The organism is Mucilaginibacter sp. McL0603 (assembly GCF_049992945.1).
Classification (GTDB): Bacteria; Bacteroidota; Bacteroidia; order Sphingobacteriales; family Sphingobacteriaceae; genus Mucilaginibacter.
In genome coordinates, this window is the sequence record NZ_CP188251.1 from 4,925,460 (window position 1) to 4,937,558 (window position 12,099).

The following is a 12,099-nucleotide window of genomic DNA, read 5'->3' on the forward strand; positions in this document are numbered from 1 at the left end:
TTCGTTATTCAGTTATTAAACTAATGATCCTGCTATTCTTGCTACCCAGGAATGGATCTGTGCTCAGAGAAAACATGATCGTATATTCACCTTTTTCTTTTGGTGCGACAAAGGTAAAGCTATAATGCTTGCTCTCATGTGGTTTTAATGTCAATTCATTAAAATCACTGCCTGCTTCCTGCACACCACTAATATCCGGTCCTTTAAATAAACAAGCTTCAAACATAACCCGGTGTTCATAACCAGTATTGCTGAAATTTATTGTGTATGGATACGGATTTGTGATATTCAGATCGAAAACTATTTTCTCGCCGGCCTTTGCCTTGATCTTGTAGGAGGCCATTTCCACTTTTACCTTTTGATAAGTGCGCACATCATTTACCCAGCCTCCATACCATAAGCCACCTGTTGTGTTCAGCGTATCTGTAGTTAAACCTTTAACAGGATATTTAGACATCCAGTAAGCTTTTTGGTGCTGCATACCTTCTTCTATAGGCCAAATATCAAACTGTGTAAGCCGGTAATAGCGTTCATCATAGGCAAAACCTTTAGTAGTATTATTATAAAAATCATACTTTGATGCGTTTTGGAAACCATCATTCAGGATTACATAATTATCACCAACTTTTTGCCGGATATCATAGGCCCATTGCTTAAATCCGAATAAGCTTTTTAATTGTCCAACTTTTCTTATCAGCGGAGAAGCAGTAATAAGCATCACCCTAAGGACTACGATAAATATAAGATTAACAATAGCCACCCATTGAAACCACTGTTTCCAGTTACCTACCTGTTTAAACTGAATAAGCACCAGCAATACCAGCGGTGCAAAAGCGATCAATGTCCATTGCGGCTGCACCTCGCCTTTAAAACTGCTCGACAAGAAAAAGAGAAAAGTAAACACGCTGTTCACCATCAATGCGCGGGTAAACGCATCCTTAATACGTGCCCTGAACGCATAATAAAACAGGAAGACGCCAATGATCGGTCCCGCCATTAACAGTTGCCCTGGAAAGTAGGTCCAGGTTTGAGAAAACTGGTAATGATAGGTGGACTGCTCATAAAGATGGTAATTAACAGATGGATAACCATGATCGATCTGCCATAAAATATGAGGAATATATAATATCACTGCTAACCCGGCGATCACCCAGAAAGTCCAACGTTTAAGTAATTTGATATTGGATAGCAAGGTAAAGCCAACCAGCAATATTCCATGATATTTACTATAAAGCAGGCATGCAATTATAACTCCCAGCAATAGCGCCCATTTTATTTGATCATCATCAATATATTTTTGATAGATATAATAAAACAGCGCGGTGAACAGGAACAGCGGAGCATCGGGGGTGGTAGTAAAACCATACTGGTGAAAAATGAACACGCCCGATACAACCAGGATAAACCATTTGGCCTCTATCGCATACTTTTTTACGATGAGCCATAATATATACAACGACAAGGTGCTTGAAAGTACCGTCATCAAACGCAGGCCAAACTCACTATGTACCAGGCTATCGCCAATTTTGATATAGATGGCCACCATTGGCGGATGGTCAAAGTAACCCCAATCTAAAAAACGCGAATAAAGCCAGTAATACGCTTCGTCAGCATGAATTTCTAAGGTATAGGCTTGCAGGGCGTTTAAAACTGTCCAGAAAAATAAAAAATACCAGATAGCTTTATCCGGGTTTTCCTTTGTTAGAGGATTATTTGAATGGGACAATGGCATTCATTATAGATTGAAGCTGCAAATTTAGACAAAATAATCAGCCTCCTGTAAATCTCCCCAGTTAGGGGAGAATTTTAATCGAATTATAATGCCTTCTATTGTTTTGGTAAAGCAAACGCAACATAGGCGTCACCAGATTTTGTCTTTAACTTACCGCCGCCGCAAGCAATTACCAGATACTCTTTACCACCCATTTCATATACGCTTGGCGTAGCAAAACCAGATGCCGGGAGCTTTGCCTCCCACACAAGCTTGCCATTACGTTTATTAAATGCTCTTATTTTTCCGTCCTTAGTTGCCGCTATAAATATCAATCCACCAGCGGTCACTACCGGGCCGCCATAGTTTTCCGTTCCGGTTGCCGGCCTGCCTTTTTGGGCAAATGCGGTATCATTACCCAATGGCACACGCCAGGCCAATTTTCCGGTATTCAGGTTGATGGCATTTAAAGTTCCCCAAGGTGGCGAGATAGCCGGATAGCCCTCTTTGGATAAGAATTTGTTATAGCCGGTCATCTGATACGGGATATCCAAATAAGGGTCAACCGCTTTATGAGCGGCGATAAAGGCATTAACTCCTGTCTTTTTATTTTCGGTGATATAGGATATAATAGCCTGCCTTTCCTGGTCACTGAGTTGCTTGAATGAAGGCATCATCCTGCGGCCGCCTTGCAATATCGCATTTATTTGTGCGTCCTTATACATTGATCCGACATTGATCAGCGACGGGAAATTCCCAGTCCCTTTTCTGTCCTGTCCATGGCAGCCCATACAGTTATTGGTAAATAAACGCTGCCCAGCCTGATTAATCGTTTCCGATTTAGGTGCCTCCTGCTTTGAATCGATCATGGTCATTATCCAGGCCATTTCGTTCGCATTTACATACAGCAAACCTGTTGTTGGATCAAAAGCCGGTCCACCCCACTCTGCCCCGCCATCAAAGCCAGGGAAAATAATCGATGGCCTTTTACCCGGTGGCAAAAACATGCTGCCGTAGCGATAGCCGCTAAGCTGTTTCAACACTTCTGCTTTTGAGCTATCGGACAGATATGGATTAATATCTTTACTAGTGATATTCTGCCTTGTAAACGGTACAGGTAATGATGGAATCGGTTGTGTTGGCCATGGTTTCTCGCCAATTAATTCAGAATTGGTTGGCACTGTAGTTTCTTTAACCGGAAATAAAGGCTTTCCGGTAGTCCTGTCTAATACAAATATAAACCCATGCTTGGTGGGTTGTGCAACCGCGTCAACATCTTTACCATCATGCTTAATGGTAACCAGTACCGGTGCAGTAGGCAGGTCTTTATCCCATATATCATGATGTATCACCTGGTAATGCCATATCAATTTACCTGTGGCCGCATCCAATGCAAGTACGCAGTTGGCAAACAGTCCCGTACCCTTCCTTTTGCCGCCATAAAAATCATAAGCCGCCGAACCTGTAGGTGCAAACAGCAAACCTCTTTTCTCATCCAAACTAAAACCCGACCAACTGTTGGCTGAACCGATATGCTTGTATGCGGTGCTGTCTTCCCATGTACCATAGCCATATTCCCCCGGGTAAGGTATGGTATGGAATATCCATTTAAATTTCCCTGTCTTTACATCATAGGCTCGTATATGACCAGGTGCGGCATCGGCAGTTTCATTTACCCTGCTGCCAATGATGTAAAGATTTTTATAAATGATACCCGGTGATGTTGCGGTAACGTACATATCCTTAGCATCACGACCTAAATCATTATGCAAATCAACTTTGCCACCATCACCAAAGCTTGTTATTAACTGACCGCTCTCCGCATTTACAGCATAAATATTTGAGCCAGCACAATACAGTATCCTTTTATCATCACCATCTTCCCAATAGGTTACACCGCGGTTATTGTTCATCCCAAAACTCATGGGTGATGAATTAGTATTACCTGCCGGATTAAACGCCCACTTTTCTACGCCGGTTGCAGCATCCACAGCAAACAATTTTAATTTAGGTGTAGTGCCATAAAGCAAGCCATTAACCATAATGGGATTACACTGTATTTGCGAATGCGCCACCGTATCTGCATCATTAGTATGGTAAACCCAGGCGACTTGCAATTGATTCACATTAGTGGTATCGATCTGTTTTAATGAAGAATAATGCTGTGACTTTTTTGAGCCTCCATATACTTTCCAGGTAGTAGTTTCATCTGATGAATTATTGTTTTTGCAGGAATTTAAAAATGCAGACAGGATACATAAGCCGGTAAGCGCTTTTCTGTAGGTCATCTCAGGTTTCAATTTAGGGCTGGTTGAAGTGCTAATTTATTGATAATATTTAGAATTGGCCTATATTTACTCACCATGACCAAACAAATTGAAATCATCAAAAAAACTCGGTCTTTTTTACTTGAAAATTTAAAAGATCTTACCATCGAACAACTAAACAAGGTCCCCGAAGGCTTTAATAATAACATCATCTGGAACCTGGGCCACATGATAGCTGCTCAACAAGGCGTATGCTATATCAGGGCCGGATTAACACCAAAACTTAGTGAAGACTTTATTAATGCTTATAAATCAGGCTCAAAACCCGCAGGACCGGTTGACGCTAAAGAAATAGAAAACATCAAAACGCTTTTATTCAGCACACTTGACCAATTAGAGGCTGATTATAACAATCACATTTTTGAAGGATACACTGGATGGACCACACGCTATGGTGTTGAGCTTGCTAATATTGATGAAGCTATTAGTTTTATTCCGTTTCACGAAGGGCTGCACTCTGGATGTGTAACGGCGTTGAAGAGATTGGTGATTAAATAAAAAAATAAAGCTTACAATGACAAAATAACCGCCTGCAAATCAGTTATTTTTTTGAAGCCTTTATCCATTGTGAACAATGGCAAATCAAAATATATTGCAGTAGCAGCTATAACTGCATCAGGTAGTTTTACTTTAAATCTTGATCTTATATCAATTGTAATTTCTTTGATAGTAGGCTCTATGTCAACAATATAACATTCAGATAGAAAGTTTTTTAATAACTCCGAGTCTTTAGTAGAAATATTGGGAAAGCTGAGAACTTCTATTTCAGAAATGATAGATACAAACAGATTACGATCAGTTATTAGCTCTTGAACTTCTTTAACACCATTAAATAAATTGATAATTAATGAAGTATCAACAACAATTCTATCTCCATTCATCTCTTATTTTTAATTGATAATCCAACCCATCAACGCCAAACTTTATTTTACCAAAATATTTATTCAGATCAATTGATGCTTTTTTATTGGGAAGCTTTGTTAACTCCGCATCAAGTTTGCTTCTGGTGGTTGATTTATCGACTACAATTATTTTCGCCATATACAAATATACTTATTTCTTGTAAAATACAGATCCAACAAAAAACCCGGTTTCTATATTTTATGAGATAATTTCTATTAAACTCCCAACAGCAATCTTGCAGGATCTTCCAGTAATTGTTTTACCCTTACCAGGAAGCTTACCGACTCACGGCCATCAATGATGCGGTGGTCATACGATAAGGCCACATACATCATCGGCCTGATCACTACCTGGCCGTTCACTGCTACAGGACGCTCAATAATATTGTGCATACCCAAAATAGCTGATTGTGGCGAGTTAATGATCGGTGTAGACATCATCGAACCAAACACACCACCATTGGTAATGGTAAATGTGCCGCCGGTCATTTCTTCAAGACTTAATTTATTATCACGGGCTTTTACTGCCAGCGCAGCAACTGCTTTTTCAATATCGGCAAGGCCCATCTTGTCTGCATTACGGATCACAGGCACTACCAGTCCTTTAGGGGCAGATACTGCTATAGAGATATCAGCGAAATTGCTGTAAACTACTTCTTCGCCTTCAATGCGTGCACCTACTGCGGGCCATTCTTTTAAAGCCTCGCAAACTGCCTTTGTGAAGAACGACATGAAGCCTAAGCCTACACCATGTTTCTCTTTAAATTTATCCTTGTATTTAGCACGTAACTCCATTATGGGCGACATGTCAACTTCATTAAACGTAGTCAGCATGGCAGTTTCGTTTTTCACTGCCACCAGTCTGCGAGCTACGGTTTTACGTAAAGGCGACATCTTTTCACGGCGTTCTCTCGATGGGTCTTGAGTCTTAAGTCCTGAGTCTTGAGTCTTTACTTCTATTTTCTGACTTCCGACGTCGGACTTCTTACCGCCTTGAGGATTTTCAGAAACCAGGTCGGCAGTAACTGCAGTTAATGCATCGGCTTTTGTTATACGTCCGCCAACACCGTTACCGGGAATTGATGCCGGGTTTATTCCTTTTTCAGCCAATATTTTTGCAGCGGCGGGCGATGGAGTGCCTGATGCATAAGTCTTTTCTGTAGATGCAGCTGCTACGGATGATGCACCTGCAACACTCGCTACAGGTTGAGTTACCGGTGCAGAAACACTGCTTCCTGCGCCTTCAATCGTGCAAACTACAGCGCCAATCGGCAACACATCGCCTTCTTTAGCTATGGTTTTTAAAACACCTGCTTTTTCAGCAGTTAATTCAAAAGTTGCTTTATCCGATTCCAGTTCGGCAATGGCCTCATCCATTGAAACGGTATCGCCGTCCTTTTTTATCCAACGTGACAAAGTCACTTCAGTAATAGACTCCCCTACTGTGGGAACTTTTACCTGTAATGAACCTCCACCCGATGCGGGTGCAGAAGCAGCCGGAACAGCTTCGGCAAGTGCCGGAGCGGGTGCATTAGCTACCACTTCTGGTTTCGGTTGTGCGGCAGCGGGTGCAGCACCACCTTCATTAATGCTGGCAACAGCGGCACCGATAGGTAACACATCACCTTCTTTGGCAATTGTCTTTAAAGTCCCGGCTTTTTCGGCAGTAAGCTCAAATGTTGCTTTATCTGATTCTAACTCGGCAATTACTTCATCCATCGCAACACTATCGCCGTCTTTTTTTAGCCAGCGCGACAAGGTTACCTCGGTAATTGATTCGCCAACCGGCGGAACTTTTATATCTAAACTCATAGTAGTGGTGTTGTAGGTTTTATTTCGTTTTACGCTATACGTATTACGTTCTACGTTTTTTCTGTATTCGCATTAATGTATCCGACGTATAACGTACAACGTCGAACGTATAACCTTTAGTCAGCGGCTACATTAGCCATTTTTTCTGTTGTCTTTTTAATAGTTTCCTTTACGGCTTTACCGGCAGGTGCTTCAAAAGCTTTGGCAATAATATGCTGTTGCTGTGAAATATGCTGCTTAGCAAATCCGGTAGCTGTACTGCTGCTTTCATTACGTGAAATTACATCCAACTGCAATTCGCTCTTGCGGAACTTGCGGCACATATAAGGCCATGCACCCATATTTTCTGGTTCTTCTTGTGTCCAGATAAACTCAGTAGCCTTGCTGTATTTAGCCTTGATCTTCATCATTTGCTGTTCTGGTGTAGGGTACAATTGCTCAATACGAACAATAGCCACATCCTTACGCTGATCAGCCTGTTGCTTTTCCAGTAACTCGTAGTATAGCTTACCAGAGCAGAACAATACGCGTTTTACCTTCTTAGCATCTGCGTAATTATCGTCTATCACTTCCTGGAATTTACCTTCGGTAAAGTCTTCAAGCGGAGATACACATTTAGGTGCACGAAGCAAACTTTTTGGTGTAAAAATGATCAGTGGCTTGCGGAACTCACGATGTAACTGCCTGCGTATAACATGGAAGAAGTTAGCCGGAGTGGTACAATTAGCTACCTGGATATTATTATCGGCACAAAGCTCCATAAAACGCTCAATACGTGCTGATGAATGCTCAGGTCCCTGTCCTTCATACCCATGTGGCAGTAACATTACCAAGCCATTACCGCGTTGCCATTTGGTTTCGGCACTGGCAATGTATTGGTCAACTATAATTTGCGCTCCGTTAAAGAAGTCGCCAAATTGTGCTTCCCATATGGTTAAAGCATTTGGGTTTGCCAGGGCGTAACCATATTCAAAACCTAAAACACCATATTCTGATAATAAGGAGTTATAGATGGTGAATTTAGCTTCGGTATCCAAAGTGTCCAGCGGTGTATATTCTTCTTCAGAATCAGCGAGTGTTAAAACTGCGTGACGATGTGAGAAAGTTCCCCTCTTCACATCCTCGCCGCTTAACCTTACAGGATGACCTTCTTTTAACAGAGAACCATAAGCCATCAATTCGCCCATTGCCCAATCAAATGAATGGGTTGAGTTCACCATTTTGCCCCGTTCGTCAAACAGTTTTTCTATCTTTTTAAAGAATTCTTTACCTTTCGGAAGCTCAGTGATCTTTTTACCTATACTGATCAACTCTTCTTTAGAAATAGCGGTATTAGCCGGTGCCGAAAAATCAATATCTCTAGCCAGGTGCAATCCCTCCCAGGCGCCTTCAAACATTTGTATAGTTTCAGTAAACCTTTCTTCTGCTTTTGATTCGTCAAGCTTTTTCTGCAACAGATCACGGAAACCTTTTTCCATAGCTTTTGCCTGGCTTTCATTAATCGTTCCATGGCTAAGCAGTTGCTGATAATAAACATCCCTCGGATTAGGGTGAGCCTCTATCGCTTTGTATAATAATGGCTGAGTAAATTTAGGTTCATCCGCTTCGTTGTGACCATAACGGCGGTAACATAGTATATCTATGAATACGTCATCATGAAATGTCTGCCTGAATTCCATTGCCAGGTTAACTACATAAACTAATGCCTCCACATCATCACCATTCACATGGAATACCGGTGACAATACTGTTTTGGCAACGTCAGTACAATAAGTACTAGAACGGGCATCCTTAAAGTTAGTGGTAAACCCTATTTGGTTGTTGATTACCAGGTGAATAGTACCACCGGTACGGTAGCCATCCAGCTTTTCCATTTGCAATACCTCGTACACAATACCCTGGCCTGCCACAGAAGCATCACCATGTATCAGTATCGGAGCTATTTTGGTATGATCTTCGTTATATTTAAAATCAATTTTAGAACGGGTAAGGCCTTCTACAACCGGATCAACCGCCTCTAAGTGCGATGGATTAGGGCAAAGGCTCAGGTGCACATTTTTGCCGTTGCTGGTTACAACATCGGTAGAAAAGCCAAGGTGATATTTTACGTCACCTCCAAAACCTGCTTCTTCATCATAGTTTTTACCTTCAAATTCAGAAAATATCTCTTTGTAGGTTTTTTCCATGATATTGGCCAGCACGTTCAAACGACCGCGGTGTGCCATACCAATTACAAATTCCTGTATACCCAGATCGGCACCCTTTTGAATAACCGAATCTAAAGCAGGGATCAAAGCTTCAGCACCTTCCAGCGAGAAACGTTTTTGACCCAGGAATTTTGTGCCAAGGAAATTTTCGAAAACAACGGCCTGGTTCAATTTATCCAGCATTTTCAGCTTCTCTTCGGTATCAAACGAAGGCATATTACGCTTGCTTTCCATGCGGTCTTCAAACCATTTTATTTTTATCGGGTTGCGGATATACTTGTACTCAGCACCTATCGACTGGCAATAGGTTTGTTCCAGCATATCGTGGATATCACGCAATTTGGCGGGGCCCATACCAACTTCAACACCTGCATTAAAAACAGTATCGAGGTCGGCATCACTTAAGCCAAATGTTTCCAGTTCTTTGCCGGGGAAATATTTACGGCGTTCACGAACGGGGTTTGTTTTAGTAAACAAGTGCCCGCGTGTGCGGTAGCCGTTGATCATGTTTAGCACATTGATCTCTTTTAAAAAATGCACAGGAGTTTCTTCTCCCGCTATAGCCTGAACAGGCGTTTCACGTCCGAAATCGAACCCTTCGAAAAATTTTTGCCAGCCAAATTCAATTGATTCGGGGTCTTGTTTATAAGCTTCGTAGAGTGAATTAATATAGGCAGCGTTACCGCTATTGATATAATTGAGGCGATCCATTTGAAAACCAATCTTAAAGATGGTACAAATCTAAGCATATCGGTTTAGAAACTTTGTAATTTATTTATAAAACTTACCTATTAGTGTGCTTAAAAAGAAAATTTTGCTCTAAAATGAGATTTATAGAATTATGGCACGGGGATAATATACCGATTGGTTTAAAATAATCGTTTTTCATCAGCCCGGCCTTTGTTGCCATACTGCTATCAGACTGAATTCACTAACAAGCCAATGATCCTGCTATAAATGTGCCTATAATTAGTTGGGTATTTGGTAGGTAATGTTTGTATGGGAGGGCGCAATTGCGTTATTTGAATTAAAAATATCACTTTCTCCATCTGAGGTAACCCTAATACCTTTATAATATATATCACAACTTGTGGTAGGTCCGGTTGTATAAACTTCTACGAAAAGTATATTGCCAGGGGTTGCAGTGAATACGCATTCATAAGGGCTTGTCAGATCATTTTTTAAAAGATAATATGTAGCGTCAGCAACGCTTTGCCCCTTACTGGGATCAAATTCAGCAACAGATAGATAATAGCTTGCCCCAGCACTGGCATCTATTCTTAAAATATTCTTTTTAGCATCTGCTGAAGGTTTTCCATCAGGTGTTAGTTGATCTTTTTTACATGTCGAAAGAAGAGCCGACAACAAAATTATCAATAGAAACGATCTTCTCATGCTGATTTAACTCATTGGCTATCACAAGTATATTCAATTTCTTGCAATATTCAAAATCGTTACTAAACCGGCTATAGTTGGATTCTGAGGATAAGATGAATGTCTTATACATCTCGGTTTAAACACACCCTACAGATAGTGTTACGATATTAATGGTTATGGTGAAATATTTTGCGCAGAAAATCGCGCAGGTAGGATATACCTTCGAAAAGTATGGCAAGTGCTCCTATAATAACCGTATATTGTTCAAACGGATTCATGATCTATCGGTATAATATTAAGACGCAATACATCAGGAAATATTACACTTAATTCAATTATTTATATCGGAACAACCGGTGAAAGACTATCGCCATCTTCAAAAATAGGTTGCCAGGTGCTTATAAATTGACTTTGCGTATCAAGCTCTGCAACTTGTTTAGTCCCGACGAAATAGCGGCTGTCGCGTGGGTCATTATTTATACCTGCTACAAACGCCCAGTTACCCATGTTGCTTGCGGGCGAATAATCTATTAGTTTCTCTTCGAAATAGGCAGCACCCTTTGTCCAATTCACTTTTAACTCATTTATTAAAAATCCTGCTACAATCTGGCGGTTATAATTGTCCATATAACCGGTCGCGTTCAATTGGTGCATACTGGCATCAATATACGGAACGCCTGTAGTACCTGATTTCCACTGTTCAAAAAGCTCATCCTGAGCAGAAGTCACATCTGTAATCTCTTCGGAACTAAAAAATTGCTTGCCATGCTTTTTGAACATGAACCTAAAATAATCCCGCCAAAGCAGTTCAAGCACAAGCGGCGAGTTGGAATTATGGCTGCCTTGTGTCACCTCGCGGTACACCCAGCGCATTGAAAGGCATCCTAATGATATCCAGGCCGAAAGCCGGGATGCATACCTTGGCCCTTTTGTAGTAGTTTGGCCACTATTCAAAATATACTGCGTCAATTGCTGCAGGCCCGTTGCTTCGCCGCCTTGATAATGAAAATCTGCGCGTTGGTCATCAACAACTTCTGTCAAACCGAGTTCAACTAGCGTAGGGATGTTTCCTGCATCAGTAATTTCAGGAATATTAATATGATCCGGCGTTTCTATGCATGGCCTCACTTCGCTATCCCGTTCTACTTTCTTTTTAAAAACAGCAAAACTATCGGGAATATCCTTTATCGGGAAAGGCAGGTCCTCTTTATGATATAGCGTATGACCTATAAAATGTTTAAGGTTCAGTTTTATTTTCCAGAGTGCCGCTTCCACATCTTCCGATATGCGGGTTTCTTCAAAAGCTACTTCTCTGTGATGATACACTTCACTAACCTGGTATTGTTGTGCTAATAGCGGAATGATCTCGGCGGGGTTTCCGGTCTTAACGATCAATTCTCCGCCAAGGGACTGCAGATTATGGCGCAGATCAGCAACGGATTCTAATAAAAAACGTGCACGGATATTACCTGTCTTTAACAATCCAAGCTCAGTAGTTTTGAAATAAAATGGATCGAAAATGTATACCGGCAATACTTTATCCGCCTTCCGGGTTGCTTCAAACAATATTTCGTTATCATGAACCCTGAGATCGTTCCTGAACCAAACCAATATCGTTTTTTCACTCATATAAATAATTTCGGGCCGCTAATGCAGATCAATTAACCACCAAATTTGCAATAAATTAAGCTTATCGCATAATTACCGCAAATTATTTGACATCAGGTAAACATTTTCCCGGTGATAAACAGCATAAAACAAGT

Annotated in this window: 9 protein-coding genes; 1 reads left to right on the forward strand and 8 read right to left on the reverse strand. The window is 41.1% G+C overall.

Annotation, left to right across the window (positions count from 1 at the left end; all coding sequences use genetic code 11):
• Positions 1–4: 4 nt before the first annotated feature.
• Entirely contained in the window at positions 5–1,732 is a 1,728-nt protein-coding gene (locus ACPPVU_RS22485; RefSeq protein ID WP_426668978.1) for an ArnT family glycosyltransferase, read from the reverse strand.
• A gap of 95 nt (positions 1,733–1,827) precedes the next feature.
• Positions 1,828–3,999, reverse strand: a complete 2,172-nt coding sequence (locus tag ACPPVU_RS22490) for a PQQ-binding-like beta-propeller repeat protein (RefSeq protein WP_426668979.1) — start codon at positions 3,997–3,999, stop codon at positions 1,828–1,830.
• Between the two features lie 75 nt (positions 4,000–4,074).
• Here ACPPVU_RS22490 and ACPPVU_RS22495 point away from each other — a divergent pair, with 75 nt between their 5' ends.
• Positions 4,075–4,536, forward strand: coding sequence for a DinB family protein (locus ACPPVU_RS22495; RefSeq protein ID WP_426668980.1), 462 nt, complete (start codon positions 4,075–4,077; stop codon positions 4,534–4,536).
• An 11-nt stretch (positions 4,537–4,547) separates the two neighbouring features.
• Here ACPPVU_RS22495 and ACPPVU_RS22500 read toward each other — a convergent pair whose 3' ends face one another.
• The 6 genes from ACPPVU_RS22500 to ACPPVU_RS22525 form a co-directional block, all read right to left on the reverse strand.
• The gene (locus tag ACPPVU_RS22500; RefSeq protein ID WP_426668981.1) at positions 4,548–4,919 is read right to left on the reverse strand and encodes a type II toxin-antitoxin system VapC family toxin; all 372 of its coding nucleotides are present in this window, start codon (positions 4,917–4,919) and stop codon (positions 4,548–4,550) included.
• The gene (locus ACPPVU_RS22505) at positions 4,906–5,079 is read right to left on the reverse strand and encodes a hypothetical protein (protein ID WP_426668982.1); all 174 of its coding nucleotides are present in this window, start codon (positions 5,077–5,079) and stop codon (positions 4,906–4,908) included. The genes ACPPVU_RS22500 and ACPPVU_RS22505 overlap by 14 nt, the downstream gene beginning before the upstream one ends.
• A 77-nt stretch (positions 5,080–5,156) precedes the next feature.
• Positions 5,157–6,752, reverse strand: a complete 1,596-nt coding sequence (gene odhB / locus ACPPVU_RS22510) for a 2-oxoglutarate dehydrogenase complex dihydrolipoyllysine-residue succinyltransferase (protein ID WP_426668983.1) — start codon at positions 6,750–6,752, stop codon at positions 5,157–5,159.
• 116 nt (positions 6,753–6,868) lie between these two features.
• Positions 6,869–9,670, reverse strand: a complete 2,802-nt coding sequence (locus ACPPVU_RS22515) for a 2-oxoglutarate dehydrogenase E1 component (RefSeq protein WP_426668984.1) — start codon at positions 9,668–9,670, stop codon at positions 6,869–6,871.
• Between the two features lie 258 nt (positions 9,671–9,928).
• Positions 9,929–10,354: a hypothetical protein gene (locus ACPPVU_RS22520; protein WP_426668985.1), complete on the reverse strand. Its 426-nt coding sequence runs from the start codon at positions 10,352–10,354 to the stop codon at positions 9,929–9,931.
• Between the two features lie 321 nt (positions 10,355–10,675).
• Complete coding sequence (locus ACPPVU_RS22525) at positions 10,676–11,965, reverse strand: DASH family cryptochrome (protein ID WP_426668986.1); 1,290 nt, start codon at positions 11,963–11,965, stop codon at positions 10,676–10,678.
• Positions 11,966–12,099 lie beyond the last annotated feature (134 nt).

Excerpts from the sequence above, each read along its gene's own strand:
- ACPPVU_RS22485 (WP_426668978.1), bottom strand. The coding sequence starts at position 1,732 with ATGCCATTGTCCCATTCAAATAATCCTCTAACAAAGGAAAACCCGGAT.
- ACPPVU_RS22490 (WP_426668979.1), bottom strand. The coding sequence starts at position 3,999 with ATGACCTACAGAAAAGCGCTTACCGGCTTATGTATCCTGTCTGCATTT.
- ACPPVU_RS22495 (WP_426668980.1), top strand. The coding sequence starts at position 4,075 with ATGACCAAACAAATTGAAATCATCAAAAAAACTCGGTCTTTTTTACTT.
- ACPPVU_RS22500 (WP_426668981.1), bottom strand. The coding sequence starts at position 4,919 with ATGAATGGAGATAGAATTGTTGTTGATACTTCATTAATTATCAATTTA.
- ACPPVU_RS22505 (WP_426668982.1), bottom strand. The coding sequence starts at position 5,079 with ATGGCGAAAATAATTGTAGTCGATAAATCAACCACCAGAAGCAAACTT.
- odhB (WP_426668983.1), bottom strand. The coding sequence starts at position 6,752 with ATGAGTTTAGATATAAAAGTTCCGCCGGTTGGCGAATCAATTACCGAG.
- ACPPVU_RS22515 (WP_426668984.1), bottom strand. The coding sequence starts at position 9,670 with ATGGATCGCCTCAATTATATCAATAGCGGTAACGCTGCCTATATTAAT.
- ACPPVU_RS22520 (WP_426668985.1), bottom strand. The coding sequence starts at position 10,354 with ATGAGAAGATCGTTTCTATTGATAATTTTGTTGTCGGCTCTTCTTTCG.
- ACPPVU_RS22525 (WP_426668986.1), bottom strand. The coding sequence starts at position 11,965 with ATGAGTGAAAAAACGATATTGGTTTGGTTCAGGAACGATCTCAGGGTT.